Below are 13638 nucleotides of genomic sequence, written 5' to 3' on the forward strand. Positions count from 1 at the left end.
AGTGGTCAGGCCGCTCAACTTCGCTAGAATGCGAATCATGACGACGACTGCCCAACCCGGCCAGCTTCAGCTCGACACCTCCGCGACCCCGTCCCTGATGCACATCAGCGGCGACTGGACACTCGCGCACTTCGCCTCGCTGCAAGCCCAGGTCGCCGCCCAGCGCAGCGCCGAGTCCCCCGCGGAGCTGGATTTCGCCGGCCTTGGCGCGCTGGATACCGCCGGCGCCGCGCTGCTCGCCGAGATCATCGGCGGCGCGCGCATGAGCCAGCTCGACCAGATCGCCCGCAACCTCCCCGCCGAACGCCAGGCGCTGCTGCGCACGGTGGGCAGCGCGATCACCCAGTGCCGGCTGGACGAGAAAGGCCCGGCACCGGGCAACGCACTGGCCGACGTACTGGAGCGCATCGGCGTCGCCACCCTGACGTTCAAGGACCACCTGATCGGCGTGCTGGGCTTCATCGGCCTGACCCTGCAAACCCTGGTGCGCAACCTGTTCCGGCCGCGTCGCTGGCGGTTGACCTCGCTGACCGCGCACATGGAGGAAACCGGCCTGGACGCCGTGCCCATCGTCGCCCTGCTCACCTTCATGGTCGGCGCGGTGGTGGCCTTCCTCGGCGCCACGGTGCTGCAGAAATTCGGCGCGGCGATCTACACGGTCGACCTGGTGGGCTTCTCCTTCCTGCGTGAATTCGGCGTGCTGCTCACCGCAATCCTGCTGGCCGGCCGTACCGCCAGCGCCTTCACCGCACAGATCGGCTCGATGAAGGCCAACCAGGAGATCGACGCCATCCAGGCCCTGGGCCTCGACCCCGTGGAGTTGCTGGTGCTGCCGCGCGTGCTGGCGCTGCTGCTGACCCTGCCGATGCTGACCTTCCTGGCGATGCTCTCCGGCATCTTCGGCGGCGGCGTGGTCTGCGCCCTGAGCCTGGACATCTCGCCGCGCATGTTCCTCTACATGCTGCAGAACGACATTGCCGTGCAGCACTTCCTGGTCGGCATCGTCAAAGCCCCGGTGTTCGCCTTCATCATCGCCGTGATCGGCTGCCTGGAAGGCTTCCGCGTCAGCGGCAGCGCACAGTCGGTGGGCGAGCACACGACTTCCAGCGTGGTCCAGTCGATCTTCGTGGTGATCCTGCTGGATGCGATGTTTGCGCTGTTCTTCATGGAGATGGGCTGGTGAGCGAACCGATCATCGTCGTCCGCGACCTGGCCAACCGCTTCGGCACCCACGCCGTGCACGAGCATCTCGACCTCGATGTGATGAAGGGCGAAATCCTTGGCGTAGTCGGCGGCTCGGGCACCGGCAAGTCGGTGCTGCTGCGCAGCATAATCGGCCTGCGCCAGCCCAGCGAAGGCAGCGTCCACGTGTTCGGGCAGAACCTGCCGGCGCTGCCGCCGCTGGAGCGCTCGAAGCTCGAACGGCGCTTTGGCGTGCTGTTCCAGAATGGTGCGCTGTTCTCCTCGCTGACCGTGAGCGAGAACATCTGCCTGCCACTGATCGAGCACGCCGGCCTGTCGCGCAGCGACGCCGAGTTCATGGCCAAGGTGAAGATTTCCCTCGCCGGCCTGCCGCCGGATGCAGGGGCCAAGTATCCGGCCGAACTGTCCGGCGGGATGGTCAAGCGCGCCGCGCTGGCCCGCGCCCTGGCGCTGGACCCGGACATCCTGTTCCTCGACGAGCCCACCGCCGGCCTCGACCCCATCGGCGCGGCGGCCTTCGACCAACTCATCCTGACCCTGCGCGACGCCTTCGGTCTCACCGTGTTCCTGGTCACTCACGACCTGGACACCCTCTACACCATCTGCGACCGCGTCGCCGTGCTCTCGCAGAAGCGGGTGCTGGTGGTCGGGCCGCTGGACCAGGTCGCCCAGACCGACGACGCCTGGGTACAGGATTATTTCCACGGCCCACGCGGCCGTGCCGCGCTGCAGGCCACCGAACACCTGCGGGAGGAAAGCTGAATGGAAACCCGTGCCCATCACGTACTGATCGGCCTGTTCACTCTGGTCGTGTCGATCGGCGCGCTGCTCTTCGCGCTCTGGCTGGCGCAATCGAGCAACGACCAGCGCTACAAGATCTACGACGTGATCTTCAGCGAGGCGGTGACCGGCCTGTCCGAAGGCGGCACCGTGCAGTACAGCGGCATCCGCGTCGGCGACGTGGTCTCCCTGCGCCTGGACCCGAACGACCCGCGCAAGGTCCGCGCGCGCATCCGCGTCTACGACAGCACGCCAATCCGCGAGGATACGCGCGCCAAGCTGGCCCTCACCGGCGTCACCGGCCAGGCCATCATCCAGCTCTCCAGCGCCGGCCAGGACAGCCCGCCACTGGAAGCCAAGGATGGCGGAATCCCGGTGATCAAGACCATCCCGTCGCCTTTCGCCAAGCTGCTCGCCAACGGCGAGGACATCGCCACCAACATCAACAACCTGATCAACAACGTGAACCGCATGTTCTCCCAGGAGAACGTCGACCGCATCAGCCGCACCCTGGACCACATCGACCAGGCGACCGGCGTGGTCGCCGAACAGCGCGACGACATCCGGCGGACCTTCAAGGAACTGGCCACCGCCAGCGAGCAGGCGCGCATTACCCTGGCCAATGCCAGCCAGCTGCTCGACCGCGCGAACCAGACCCTGGGCGGCAAGGGCCAGACGATTCTCGACGACACCCAGAAAACCCTCGCCTCCCTGCGCACCAGCAGCGAACGGGTGGAGCAACTGCTGAACAGCAACTACGACTCGGTGAACGGCGGCCTCAACGGCCTGGGCGAAATCGGCCCGGCGATCCGCGAACTGCGCTCCACCCTGGAAGACCTGCGCGGCGTCACCCGCCGCCTGCAGGAGAATCCCACCGGCTACCTGCTCGGCCGCGAACGCAACAAGGAGTTCCAGCCATGACCGCCCTTCCCCGCCTGCTCGCCGCCGCCCTGGTCAGCCTGTTGGGCGCCTGCTCGATCCTCCCGGAAGCGGAAAGCCCGGACTTCTACCTGCTGCCGGCCACCCAGCAACCCGTGCGCGGCAGCACGGCGGTAAACTGGTCGCTGCGGGTCAGCGCGCCTACCGCCAGCCTGGTGCTGGACAGCAACCGCATCGCCGTGGTCCCGCAGGGCAACCAGTTGAGCAGCTACCAGGGCGCACGCTGGAGCAACCGCGCGCCGGGCCTGCTGCGTGATCGCCTGCTCGACGCCTTCACCGCCAACGGCAGCATCCGCGCCCTGAGCAGCGACGAAGCCAGCCTGCAGGCCGACCTCGACCTGACCGGCGAACTGCGCGCCTTCCAGAGCGAGTACCAGAACGGCAAGCCAGTGATCCACATCCGCTACGATGCCCGCCTGGTGCGCACCCTCGACCAGCGCATCGTCGCCTCGCGCAGCTTCGAGGTCAGCCAGCCAGTGGACGGCAAGCAGGTGCCCGAAGTGGTCAGCGCCTTCGGCAAGGCCGCCGATCAGCTTTCCGCGCAGGTCGTGGAGTGGACGTTGCAGCAGGGACAGCAGCAGAAGTTCACACCGCCAGCCCCATGAGAGGACTCAGCGACAGTGGTAAGGGCTTTCGCCCTCCAGCTCCTGGTCCGTCTCCACGTCCTTGATGGTGACGATGGCCTTCGGATAGACCGAGCACAGTGAGTTGCGCACGGTGTAGATGCCGCTGCCATGGGCGAGGAACTTGCCATTGCTCAAGGCCTTGCCGGACTCGTCATGGGCGCTGACTTCGTAGTTGCCGGTCATGGTGATGCAGCCGGCGAGCGCCAGCAGGGAAAGGATAGGAACGAGGACTTTCATGGATTCTCCTTGGACGCGAGGCGCTCCTTCAACCAGGTTGCAGGACCGCGCGAGTGTCAATCCGTGACGGGTTCGCGAAAGCGGGAAATGGCCAGCCAGCATGGCAGGGCCGCTGCGGATACGACCGACGCCGGTTGCCGCAGTTCAGCCAGCGCCCCCGCAAGAGTGCTGGCTGAAGGTATTTCTGACGAGAGGCTGCCTCAGCGCTTGCCCATCGAGCGACGCGAGCCGCGCGGGTGCGGCGGGCGATACTCAGCCTTGTCGTGCGCCTTGCGGTGCTGGTAGGCGGAAGCGGCCTGCTTCTGCGCAGCAAGCGCAGCCTTGGCCAATTCTGCCAGGGAGAGCGAAGGTTGTTCCTGGGTGTTGTCCGCGTTTTCGTCGCGCGGCGGCTGCTGGGAGGACGTCATGGGGTAACCGGATAGAAAGAGTTTGACCGGCGCACATGATAGCCGAAGCACAGGCTTCCCGGCTGCAGTCCGCTCGGAGGAATCTCGCGAGCGGCAAGGCGTGGTCTGGCGAATTGTCCGTCAGCTCGGCGGGAAGAGAGTTCCCGGACGGTTTACATACTCTGTCGCTTCCCGCTCGGTGAGCACCCATATCTGGCTGATGCGACTGTCCAGGCCGACCTTGATGCCGACGAATTTTCCGGTGATGTTGGGTAACAGGCCGTAAACCATGAATCGGTTGTTCTCATCACGGATACGCACCGAAACGGACAATGGATAGCTGACGGTCCTCTTGTACAGCCCCAGCGTCATGACCCGGCGCAGCAGACTCGGTTTCGGTCGCTTCAAGGTGATCACCGGATACACCGCACTGTCGACGAAGCCCACCATCATCCCCGAGGGAATCACCCGGTCGGCCAGTGCCGGGCTGCTCAGCCCCAGCATCAGGGCCAGTGCGCCGAGCAACCGGAGTGTCCAGCGTTGCAACGAAGCGCATGAAGGTACTGCTGAAGTCATCGGATTTCCCGCCCTGGTTTTCCTGTTTTCGTTATCGCCCGGTTGAAGACTCCGGATCTGAGCGTGGAGCGTAGCGGTTCGCCGAGCCGCTGTCCGCACATTGATTCACAGCCTCCGGAGATTCCCATGGCGAGATGGCGGATCGTCACGCGACATTCCCGTGCAGCCCGGCGTCAAGCGGCCGCTCGGCACATTGCGAGAGGACTTGCCGCGCTCTATCGTGACGAATCCGCTGCCATACCGAGAATCCTTCATGAGCGCCCTTCGCGAAGCCCTCGCCCGCTTTCCCCGCCTCGACCTGGCCGGCGGCCCGACGCCGCTGGACAAGCTGGAACGGCTGTCCACTTCCCTGGGCCGCGATCTGTATGTGAAACGCGACGACACCACACCCTTCGCCCTGGGCGGCAACAAGGTGCGCAAGCTCGAATTCCTCGCCGCCGATGCGCTTAAGGTCGGCGCCGATACGCTGGTCACCGCTGGCGCGATCCAGTCCAACCATGTGCGCCAGACCGCCGCCGCCGCGGCGAAGCTCGGCCTGCGCTGCGTGGCGTTGCTGGAAAACCCCATCGGCACCGAGGATCGCAATTACCTGAGCAACGGCAACCGCCTGCTGCTGGACCTGTTCGGCACCGACATCGAACTCGTGCCCAACCTCGATAGCGCGGACGAGCGGCTGGCACAAACCGGTGAACGCCTGCTCAGCGAGGGTCGCAAGCCTTACATCGTACCCATTGGCGGCTCCAACGCGCTGGGCGCCCTGGGCTACGTACGCGCCGGGCTGGAGCTGGCCGAGCAGGTTCGGGCCAGCGGCCAGGAGTTCTCCGCCGTGGTACTCGCCTCGGGAAGCGCCGGTACCCATGCCGGCCTTGCGATCGCACTGGCCGATGTGCTGCCGCAGCTGGACGTGATCGGCGTGACCGTTTCGCGCACCGATGCGGCACAGAGGCCAAAGGTGGAAGGACTGGTTGAGCGCACGCTGCAACTGCTCGGCCACGAAGCGCAGGCGGTGCCGAACGTACATTTGTGGGACCAGTACTTTGGCCCGCGCTACGGCGAAGCCAATGCCGGGACGCTCGATGCGATCCGCCTGCTGGCAAGCCAGGAAGGCCTGCTGCTGGACCCTGTCTACACCGGCAAGGCCATGGCGGGATTGCTCGACGGCATCCGCCAGGATCGCTTCGTAAAACCCGGACCTATCCTGTTCCTGCACACCGGCGGGTCGCCGGCCTTGTTCGCCTATCATTCGTCGACCTGACCTACATACCATCCAGAACTAGGCATGTAATTTTTTATTATTTTATTGCATAACGATTCTGCCCATATAGTCGCCACGCGTTGACTAACCTGCTTAAAACACCAAAAACGGGGACCACCATGACCTTCTCCGCACTGCGACGTCATTTCCTGCTTGCCAGCCTGACCCTCACCCTCGGCGCCGGCCTCTTTGGCCAGGCCCAGGCCGCCGACGACCTGCTCGCCCAGATCAAGGAAAAAGGCCAGGTGCGCGTGGGCCTGGAAGGCACCTACCCGCCCTTCAGCTTCCAGGACGAAAACGGCAAGCTCGCCGGCTTCGAAGTGGACTTCTCCGAACTGATCGCCAAGGAGCTGGGCGTCACCGCCAAGCTGCAGCCGACCAAATGGGACGGCATCCTCGCCGCGCTGGAATCCAAGCGCCTGGACCTGGTGATCAACCAGGTGACCATCTCCGAAGAGCGCAAGAAGAAGTACGACTTCTCCGAGGCGTACACCGTCTCCGGCATCCAGGCGCTGGTGCGCAAGGGTGACGAAGGCAAATACGACTCGCCGGAGAAACTCGCCGGCGTGAAAGTCGGCGTGGGCCTGGGCACCAACTACGAGCAATGGCTGCGCGAGCACGTGCCGCAAGCCGACGTCCGCACTTACGAAGACGACCCGACCAAATTCCAGGACCTGCGCAGCGGCCGCATCGACGTGATCCTGGTGGACCGCCTGGCCGCCTTCGACATGGTCAACAAGACCAAGGGCGCCATGGCACTGACCGGCGCTCCCTTCGCTCGTCAGGAAGCCGGCATCGCCCTGCGCAAGGGCAACCCGGAATTGCTCGCAGCGCTGAACAAGGCCATCGAGAAATTCCGCGCCGACGGTACGCTGAAGAAACTCTCGGAGAAATGGTTCCAGGCTGACGTCACCCAATGATCGAGGAAAGCCTGCAGCTTGCGCTGGATTCCGCGCCCTTCCTGCTCAAGGGCGCGATCTTCACAGTAGTCCTCAGCGTAGGCGGCATGTTCTTCGGACTGCTGCTCGGATTTGTACTGGCGCTGATGCGCCTGTACGGATTCACTGCCGTGCGCTGGCTGGCACGCATCTACGTGTCGTTCTTCCGCGGCACGCCATTGCTGGTCCAGCTGTTCATGATCTATTACGGCCTGCCCCAGGCCGGCATCGAACTCGACCCTCTGCCGGCGGCGCTGATCGGCTTCTCGTTGAACATGGCCGCCTATGTCTGCGAAATCCTCCGCGCCGCCATCGGCTCCATCGACAAGGGCCAATGGGAGGCCGCCGCCAGCATCGGCATGACCCGCGCCGAGACCCTGCGCCGGGTGATCCTGCCGCAGGCCGCGCGCACCGCCCTGCCGCCGCTGGGCAACAGCTTCATCTCGCTGGTCAAGGACACCGCCCTGGCCGCCACCATCCAGGTCCCTGAACTGTTCCGCCAGGCCCAGTTGATCACCGCGCGCACCTTCGAAGTCTTCACCATGTACCTCGCCGCCGCACTGATCTACTGGATCCTCGCCAGCATCCTGTCGCACCTGCAGAACCGCCTGGAAGACCGGGTCAACCGCCACGACCGGGAGCAAGACGCATGATCGAAGTCCGCCAGCTGACCAAGCAGTTCCGCGGCCAGGAGGTGCTCAAGGGCATCGACCTGACCGTCCAGCCCGGCGAAGTGGTCGCGATCATCGGCCCCAGTGGCTCGGGCAAGACCACCCTGCTGCGCTGCCTGAACCTGCTGGAGGTGCCCAACGGCGGGACCATCCAGGTCGGCGACATCCTCATTGACGCCTCGCGGCCGCTCAGCGGCCAGCAGGGGCTGATCCGCAAGCTGCGGCAGCACGTGGGTTTCGTCTTCCAGAACTTCAACCTGTTTCCCCACCGCACCGCGCTGGAGAACGTGGTGGAAGGCCCGATCATCGTAAAGAAGGAACCGCGCGCCCAGGCCATCGAGCGCGCCCGCCAGTTACTGGCAAAGGTCGGACTGGCCGGCAAGGAAGACTCCTATCCCAAGCGCCTCTCCGGCGGGCAGCAGCAGCGCGTCGCCATCGCCCGCGCCCTGGCCATGCAGCCGGACGTGATTCTCTTCGACGAACCGACTTCGGCACTGGACCCGGAGCTGGTCGGAGAGGTCCTGGCGACCATCCGCGGCCTGGCCCAGGAAAAGCGCACCATGGTCATCGTCACCCATGAGATGAGCTTCGCCCGCGACGTCGCCAACCGGGCGATCTTCATCGACAAGGGCGTGATCGTCGAACAGGGCGATGCCAAAGCGCTGTTCGCCCACCCGAAGGAAGAGCGCACCCGCCAGTTCCTCAGCAAATTCCTCGATCAGGGCGACAGGCACGCTGCCGAATAGAATCGAATTAATCGATCTATATCTGCCGATATTTGCGCTTTTTTATCGATCATCTGCGAGAGAAGATAGTCCCATGAACCGCGCGGACTGGCCCACCGGCCAGCCGCGCCCCACGAGGACTAAGTCATGATCGAACGCAGACCCTTCCAGCAACTCGGCGGCGCCAACCACGGCTGGCTCAACGCCAAGCACCACTTCTCCTTCGCCGAGTACTACGACGCCGAGCGTATGGACTGGGGTAACCTCCGCGTCTGGAACGATGACGAAATCGCCGCGGGCACCGGCTTCCCACCGCACCCGCACCGCGAGATGGAAATCATCACCTACGTTCGCCAGGGCGCGATCACCCACCAGGACAGCCTGGGCAACAAGGGCCGCACCGAAGCGGGTGACGTGCAGGTAATGAGCGCAGGCTCTGGCATCGTGCACTCCGAGTACAACCTGGAGAAGGACGTCACCAAGATCTTCCAGATCTGGATCATCCCCTCGATCCGCGGCGGCACGCCGTCCTGGGGCGCCAAACCCTTCCCGAAGGGCGATCGCGCCGGGCGCTTCGTAACCCTGGCCAGCGGCTATGAAAACGACGCCGACGCCCTGCGCATCCGCGCCGAAGGCCGCCTGGTCGCCGCCACCCTGAAGGCCGGCCAGACTGCCGAGTACGAGCTTGGCGGCAATCGCCGGGCCTATCTGGTTCCGGCGGTGGGCAAGGTCGAGGTCAACGGTATCGAGCTACTGGCCCGTGACGGCGCCGCAATCGCCGATGAGGCCGTGGTGAAGGTCACCGCACTCGAAGACAGCGAAGTGATTCTGGTGGATGTTGCCTGACCCAGGCCGCAGTAACGAAAAAGGCACGCGTCACGGCGTGCCTTTTTTTGGCCCAAGGTTTTTCAACGCTTGCGACAAAGGCTCATGCCATCGCCAATCGGCACCAGCGAATAGTCCACTCGCTCATCCACCTTCAAGGCCAGGTTGAGTTGCTGGATCGCGCGGGTATCCGCACTCTCCGGGTTGGCCTCCAACACTCGTCCACTCCACAGTACGTTGTCGAAGACCACCAGCCCGCCCACACGCAGCAGAGCCAGCGCGTGCTCCAGGTAGGTGAGGTAATTCGCCTTGTCGGCGTCGATGAATACCAGGTCGAAAGCGCCTTGCTGATCGCCCGCAACCAGGGCTTCCAGGGTGGCCAGTGCAGGTCCGAGCCGCAGCTCGATGCGCGAGTCGACGCCAGCGTCGTGCCAGTGGCTGCGTGCAATGTCGTTGTACTCACCCGGCAGGTCGCAGCAGAGGATATGGCCGCCTTCGGGCAGCGCCTCGGCCATGCACAGGGCGCTGTAGCCGGTGAAGGTGCCGATCTCGAGGATTCGTTTCGCGCCGGTCAGCCCGACTAGCAGCGCGAGGAACTGCCCCTGCTCCGGAGCGACCTGCCAGCGAGACATCGGTAACCTGGCCGTCTCGGCGCGCAATCGTGCCTTCACTGGCGAATCGCGCAGGGAAACGTCGAGCAGATACTGATAAAGCGAGTCGTCGAGGTTCAGCGTGCGAGTGGTCATGGGCCCTCCTAAGTATCAGGGATGGAGGGCGAGACTCTGCACGGCGAGGACGCGCTTGGCTTCCAGGAAGGCTTTCTGCCAATAGGCGCTGTCAAGGCTGTCCAGGCGCACGGTCCCGCCCGTTCTGGGCGCGTGAACGAAGCGCCCTTCCCCGACATAGATACCCGCATGGCTGACGCCACGTCCACCGCTGGTAGCAAAGAACACCAGGTCGCCACTCTGCAAGGATTCGCGGCCAACGGTCGGCGCACGCATGGAAATCATCTCGCGAGTGGAACGCGGCAGCATCAGGCCGGTGGCATCGCGATAGACGTAGCCGATCAGGCCGCTGCAATCGAATCCGCTATCCGGCGTATTACCGCCCCAGCGATACGGAGTGCCGACCAGGCCAATGGCACGGATCAGAACATCGTCGGCAGCCTGGGTGTTGTAGACGGGAGCAGCGTTAGCGCGCACTACGGGAGGCGGCGCAGGCGGAGTGCGACTGGCGCAGGCAGCCAGCGAGGCGAGAAAAGCGAGGAGAATGATGCGCTGAGGAACGAGCATGTGATGGCATCCCGTCAAGGAGTGCCATCACTTTGTACCAACAGTGACTTGAGCGCAATACTTAAAGTAAAACTTTAAGTTCAGCGACTCACAGTGTGAGGTTCGTAGCCTGGTTCGAGCACCCGCTTGGCTTCCATGTAGCTCAGGCGCCAGTAGCTCTCGTCCAGGCTGTCCACGCGGACACCACCACCACGGCGGCTGGCAGAGTGGATGAACTGTCCGTCACCGATATAGATGCCGGCATGGCTGACCCGGCCGCGACCACGGTTGTTGAAGAAGATCAGGTCGCCCGGCTGCAGGTCTTCTTTCGAGACCAGCGGGACATCCATGTTGATCATCTCACGCGTGGAACGCGGCAGGCTGATGCCCGCTTCTTCGCGGAACAGATAGCCCACGAAGCCGCTGCAATCGAAGCCGGTCCGCTCCGACTTCCCACCAAAGCGGTACGGCGTACCGATCAGCGAAAAAGCGCGGTCCAGAATGTCGGATACATGGGCAGTCGAACTGCCGTTATCGTTTTTGGCCCCCTCGTCCTGCGACTCATTCATCAGCACTATGTTGTGCTGATTTACCTGGAGCGCTGCTCGAGTGGCAGGTGCTGAAGCGACCTGGTTCGGCTGCGATTCCGGCGAATGGCTGGCGCAAGCTGCCAGCAGCAGAACGAAACTCATGGGCACGAGGGGTGCTAAGCGTTTAAGCATGGGCACGACCGTGTCTCATTAGCTCCATTTATTAGCGGGCTAATTTGCCCGCTCAATGGGACCAATGCAAGTTTTTTATCGCGGAATGTGACTCAGCAGGCGCGGCATAATGTCTAAGGCTCGACCCACCATTCTTTCTTCGACCACCGAACTCAGGTCGGTCAGCCCCGGGTTCACCTCGGCGGTGAAGCCTCCAGCATCCCGAGTTCGCAGCACGGGCTCGATGATGTACGGGAAGCTCGCGGTGGTCCCGACCAGCAGAACGGCATCGAATCCCTTGCGCAGTTGCGCGTAGAGCGTATCGACGGCCTCTTCCGGCAACATCTCCTCGAACAGTACTACCGGCGGGCGCAGCACACCTGCACAGCGCACGCACTTCGGTGGTAGCGGGCCATCCAGGTGCCCTGCCAGCTCGGTGCTTTCCAAGCCGCACGACTGGCAGTACAGCGGTGCAAGTTCGCCATGGATCTCGATCAGCCGTTCAGGCGGCGAGCCGGCGCGGCGGTGAAACCCATCGATGTTCTGGGTGAGCACCCAGCACTCCGGCTTGAGCCTCTGCAGCTCCGCGATGGCTTCATGGCCAACGTTGGGCTGCGCGCCCAGGCAGGCCTTGCCGAGTTCCGCCAGATACTTCCAGCACAGCGCCGGATCCTTCTGCAGCATCGGCCCGGAGATCGCTACTTCGATCGGTACGCCTTCCGCCGTCCGGCCGTTGTACAGACCACCCAGGCCGCGATAGGTGGGCATCCCGGAGTCGGCGGAGAGCCCGGCACCGGTAACTACCAGGATACGTTCTGCACGAGCAAGCGCTGCGCCAGTGCGTTCGATCGCCGAGTCCATGCGCCCTCCTACGCGGCAGGACCGCGTATCAGTGGTTGACCGTGAAAGCCAGCATCATGGAAATCTGGCACAGCGGACGGCCGCTTTGTTCCTGCCATTGATTAAAGGCAGCCTGCACCAACGCCAGATCCTTCTGGCTGGTGGGCGCCTTGTCGACTATCTCCTGAGCCTTGAGCGCGGCAACCACATCGTCGCCGAGGACGAACGTGTCCTTGCCGGCCATGCGCAGGAAACGCGGCGCGGACATGCCGCCCAACTGACTACCACGCTTGGCCAGCAGCTTCCAGAGACCGACGATGTCGCTGGACGGCCAACTGGCCAGGAGTTTGCCGAAGCTGCCGTATTCGCGAGCAATGTCTAAGACGAACTGGGCGTTGCGCGGCACGCTCTTGAGCTTGCCCAGGTGACGAATCAGCCGGGCGTCCTGCATCAGGTTTTCCAAGCGCTCGCCGCCCATCAGCACGACCTTCTCCGGGTCGAAGCCGAAGAAGACCTCCTCGAAGGCCGGCCACTTGGCATCCACCAGGCTGTGCTTGAGGCCGGCGCGAAAGATACGCAGGCTAATCAGCGACAGGTAGCGATCATCAGTCACCGCCGCCAGCTCGTCCGCTGACTTGGCCTGCGGAAGCCGGGCATCCAGCGCCTCGACCGAGCCGAAGCGGTTCAGACAGTACTCATACAGCCACTGGTAATCGCGCATCAGGCGTCCTTGCGAGTTTTACAGGTTCATCACGTCTAGGAAGCGCGGCGTCGCAGTCTCGTCGATGCGCAGGCTGTTGAAGTCGAACAGGTTGCGGTCCGCCAGTTGCGACGGCACCACGTTCTGCAAGGCACGGAACATGATCTCGGTGCGGCCCGGCGACTTGCGCTCCCAATCCAGCAGCATCTCCTTGACCACCTGGCGCTGCAGGTTCTCCTGCGAACCACACAGGTTGCACGGAATGATCGGGAACTCCTTGAGCACCGAGTAGGCTTCGATGTCCTTCTCGTTGCAGTACGCCAACGGGCGGATCACCATGTTGCGGCCGTCGTCGGAGAGCAGCTTGGGCGGCATCGCCTTGAGGGTGCCGCCGTAGAACATATTAAGGAAGAAGGTTTCCAGGATGTCGTCGCGGTGGTGTCCCAGCGCCATCTTGGTCGCGCCGATTTCGTCAGCATAGGTATAAAGAGTGCCACGGCGCAGGCGCGAGCACAGCGAGCAGGTGGTCTTGCCCTCCGGGATTTTCTCCTTCACCACCGAGTAGGTGTCCTTCTCGATGATGTGGTACTGCACGCCGATGGATTCCAGGTAGGCCGGCAGCACGTGTTCGGGGAAGCCGGGCTGCTTCTGGTCCATGTTCACCGCAACGATCTCGAACTGAATCGGGGCGACCTTTTGCAGGTACAGCAGGATGTCCAGCAGGGTGTAGCTGTCCTTGCCGCCGGACAGGCAGACCATCACCTTGTCGCCGTCCTCGATCATGTTGAAGTCGGTGACCGCTTCGCCAACCTGGCGGCGCAGGCGTTTCTGCAGTTTGTTCTGGTTGACCGAAAGGGTACTGGCCATGGTGCTCTGGAATCCGAAGGCAAGACGAAAAGCCGGTCATTTTACGCGCAAATCGCCCATGGCGGACACCACGCATTCAAGCCATTGATCCATAAAGA

At 63.7% G+C, this 13638-nt stretch carries 18 protein-coding genes; 9 read left to right on the plus strand and 9 right to left on the minus strand.

The window, feature by feature from the left end; all coding sequences use genetic code 11:
* The first annotated feature begins 37 nt into the window (after nt 1–37).
* From PNI01S_RS05350 to PNI01S_RS05365, 4 genes are read left to right on the plus strand one after another with little or no spacing between them, the layout of a single operon-like run.
* Entirely contained in the window at nt 38–1183 is a 1146-nt protein-coding gene (locus tag PNI01S_RS05350; RefSeq protein WP_084357543.1) for an ABC transporter permease, read from the plus strand.
* A complete protein-coding gene (locus PNI01S_RS05355; protein ID WP_024764577.1) occupies nt 1180–1965 on the plus strand; it encodes an ABC transporter ATP-binding protein in 786 nt (261 codons plus the stop codon). The genes PNI01S_RS05350 and PNI01S_RS05355 overlap by 4 nt, the downstream gene beginning before the upstream one ends.
* A complete protein-coding gene (locus PNI01S_RS05360) occupies nt 1966–2904 on the plus strand; it encodes an MlaD family protein (RefSeq protein WP_024764578.1) in 939 nt (312 codons plus the stop codon).
* The gene (locus PNI01S_RS05365) at nt 2901–3527 is read left to right on the plus strand and encodes an ABC-type transport auxiliary lipoprotein family protein (protein WP_084357544.1); all 627 of its coding nucleotides are present in this window, start codon (nt 2901–2903) and stop codon (nt 3525–3527) included. The genes PNI01S_RS05360 and PNI01S_RS05365 overlap by 4 nt, the downstream gene beginning before the upstream one ends.
* A 6-nt stretch (nt 3528–3533) precedes the next feature.
* Here PNI01S_RS05365 and PNI01S_RS05370 read toward each other — a convergent pair whose 3' ends face one another.
* From PNI01S_RS05370 to PNI01S_RS05380, 3 genes are all read right to left on the minus strand, one after another.
* Entirely contained in the window at nt 3534–3785 is a 252-nt protein-coding gene (locus tag PNI01S_RS05370; RefSeq protein ID WP_024764580.1) for a hypothetical protein, read from the minus strand.
* 200 nt (nt 3786–3985) lie between these two features.
* On the minus strand, nt 3986–4192 hold the full coding sequence (locus PNI01S_RS05375; protein ID WP_024764581.1) for a hypothetical protein: 207 nt from the start codon (nt 4190–4192) through the stop codon (nt 3986–3988).
* 120 nt (nt 4193–4312) lie between these two features.
* Complete coding sequence (locus PNI01S_RS05380; RefSeq protein WP_037007137.1) at nt 4313–4675, minus strand: hypothetical protein; 363 nt, start codon at nt 4673–4675, stop codon at nt 4313–4315.
* Between the two features lie 325 nt (nt 4676–5000).
* Here PNI01S_RS05380 and PNI01S_RS05385 point away from each other — a divergent pair, with 325 nt between their 5' ends.
* The 5 genes from PNI01S_RS05385 (at nt 5001) to PNI01S_RS05405 (ending at nt 9182) form a co-directional block, all read left to right on the plus strand.
* On the plus strand, nt 5001–6002 hold the full coding sequence (locus PNI01S_RS05385; RefSeq protein WP_084357545.1) for a D-cysteine desulfhydrase: 1002 nt from the start codon (nt 5001–5003) through the stop codon (nt 6000–6002).
* A 119-nt stretch (nt 6003–6121) separates the two neighbouring features.
* On the plus strand, nt 6122–6922 hold the full coding sequence (gene tcyJ / locus PNI01S_RS05390; protein ID WP_065085781.1) for a cystine ABC transporter substrate-binding protein: 801 nt from the start codon (nt 6122–6124) through the stop codon (nt 6920–6922).
* Nucleotides 6922–7593 carry a cystine ABC transporter permease gene (tcyL, locus tag PNI01S_RS05395; protein WP_024764585.1) on the plus strand — a complete coding sequence of 224 codons (672 nt, stop codon included), beginning with the start codon at nt 6922–6924 and terminating at the stop codon, nt 7591–7593. Before tcyJ ends, tcyL begins: the two co-directional genes overlap by 1 nt.
* Nucleotides 7590–8357 (plus strand): L-cystine ABC transporter ATP-binding protein TcyN, encoded by a 768-nt coding sequence (gene tcyN / locus PNI01S_RS05400; RefSeq protein ID WP_024764586.1) that lies wholly within the window; start codon nt 7590–7592, stop codon nt 8355–8357. Before tcyL ends, tcyN begins: the two co-directional genes overlap by 4 nt.
* 126 nt (nt 8358–8483) lie before the next feature.
* Nucleotides 8484–9182 (plus strand): pirin family protein, encoded by a 699-nt coding sequence (locus PNI01S_RS05405; RefSeq protein ID WP_024764587.1) that lies wholly within the window; start codon nt 8484–8486, stop codon nt 9180–9182.
* A 62-nt stretch (nt 9183–9244) separates the two neighbouring features.
* Here PNI01S_RS05405 and PNI01S_RS05410 read toward each other — a convergent pair whose 3' ends face one another.
* The 6 genes from PNI01S_RS05410 to ttcA form a co-directional block, all read right to left on the minus strand.
* Entirely contained in the window at nt 9245–9907 is a 663-nt protein-coding gene (locus PNI01S_RS05410; protein ID WP_065085779.1) for a class I SAM-dependent methyltransferase, read from the minus strand.
* A 15-nt stretch (nt 9908–9922) separates the two neighbouring features.
* Nucleotides 9923–10453: a C40 family peptidase gene (locus PNI01S_RS05415; protein WP_037010232.1), complete on the minus strand. Its 531-nt coding sequence runs from the start codon at nt 10451–10453 to the stop codon at nt 9923–9925.
* An 80-nt stretch (nt 10454–10533) separates the two neighbouring features.
* On the minus strand, nt 10534–11124 hold the full coding sequence (locus PNI01S_RS05420; RefSeq protein WP_081754010.1) for a C40 family peptidase: 591 nt from the start codon (nt 11122–11124) through the stop codon (nt 10534–10536).
* 105 nt (nt 11125–11229) lie between these two features.
* A complete protein-coding gene (locus PNI01S_RS05425; RefSeq protein ID WP_024764591.1) occupies nt 11230–11994 on the minus strand; it encodes an NAD-dependent deacylase in 765 nt (254 codons plus the stop codon).
* Between the two features lie 28 nt (nt 11995–12022).
* Entirely contained in the window at nt 12023–12694 is a 672-nt protein-coding gene (locus tag PNI01S_RS05430; RefSeq protein WP_024764592.1) for a DNA-3-methyladenine glycosylase I, read from the minus strand.
* Between the two features lie 18 nt (nt 12695–12712).
* On the minus strand, nt 12713–13540 hold the full coding sequence (gene ttcA, locus PNI01S_RS05435) for a tRNA 2-thiocytidine(32) synthetase TtcA (RefSeq protein WP_084357546.1): 828 nt from the start codon (nt 13538–13540) through the stop codon (nt 12713–12715).
* Nucleotides 13541–13638 lie beyond the last annotated feature (98 nt).

This window comes from Pseudomonas nitroreducens NBRC 12694 (assembly GCF_002091755.1).
Taxonomy (GTDB): Bacteria; Pseudomonadota; Gammaproteobacteria; order Pseudomonadales; family Pseudomonadaceae; genus Pseudomonas; species Pseudomonas nitroreducens.

Bases quoted from the DNA above. Each gene is read 5' to 3' on its own strand.
- PNI01S_RS05425 (WP_024764591.1), bottom strand. From the start codon at position 11,994: ATGGACTCGGCGATCGAACGCACTGGCGCAGCGCTTGCTCGTGCAGAA.
- PNI01S_RS05350 (WP_084357543.1), top strand. From the start codon at position 38: ATGACGACGACTGCCCAACCCGGCCAGCTTCAGCTCGACACCTCCGCG.
- PNI01S_RS05370 (WP_024764580.1), bottom strand. From the start codon at position 3,785: ATGAAAGTCCTCGTTCCTATCCTTTCCCTGCTGGCGCTCGCCGGCTGC.
- PNI01S_RS05365 (WP_084357544.1), top strand. From the start codon at position 2,901: ATGACCGCCCTTCCCCGCCTGCTCGCCGCCGCCCTGGTCAGCCTGTTG.
- PNI01S_RS05430 (WP_024764592.1), bottom strand. From the start codon at position 12,694: ATGCGCGATTACCAGTGGCTGTATGAGTACTGTCTGAACCGCTTCGGC.
- tcyJ (WP_065085781.1), top strand. From the start codon at position 6,122: ATGACCTTCTCCGCACTGCGACGTCATTTCCTGCTTGCCAGCCTGACC.
- PNI01S_RS05360 (WP_024764578.1), top strand. From the start codon at position 1,966: ATGGAAACCCGTGCCCATCACGTACTGATCGGCCTGTTCACTCTGGTC.
- tcyN (WP_024764586.1), top strand. From the start codon at position 7,590: ATGATCGAAGTCCGCCAGCTGACCAAGCAGTTCCGCGGCCAGGAGGTG.
- PNI01S_RS05405 (WP_024764587.1), top strand. From the start codon at position 8,484: ATGATCGAACGCAGACCCTTCCAGCAACTCGGCGGCGCCAACCACGGC.
- PNI01S_RS05380 (WP_037007137.1), bottom strand. From the start codon at position 4,675: ATGCTGGGGCTGAGCAGCCCGGCACTGGCCGACCGGGTGATTCCCTCG.
- PNI01S_RS05385 (WP_084357545.1), top strand. From the start codon at position 5,001: ATGAGCGCCCTTCGCGAAGCCCTCGCCCGCTTTCCCCGCCTCGACCTG.
- ttcA (WP_084357546.1), bottom strand. From the start codon at position 13,540: ATGGCCAGTACCCTTTCGGTCAACCAGAACAAACTGCAGAAACGCCTG.
- PNI01S_RS05375 (WP_024764581.1), bottom strand. From the start codon at position 4,192: ATGACGTCCTCCCAGCAGCCGCCGCGCGACGAAAACGCGGACAACACC.
- PNI01S_RS05410 (WP_065085779.1), bottom strand. From the start codon at position 9,907: ATGACCACTCGCACGCTGAACCTCGACGACTCGCTTTATCAGTATCTG.
- PNI01S_RS05420 (WP_081754010.1), bottom strand. From the start codon at position 11,124: ATGAGTTTCGTTCTGCTGCTGGCAGCTTGCGCCAGCCATTCGCCGGAA.
- PNI01S_RS05415 (WP_037010232.1), bottom strand. From the start codon at position 10,453: ATGCTCGTTCCTCAGCGCATCATTCTCCTCGCTTTTCTCGCCTCGCTG.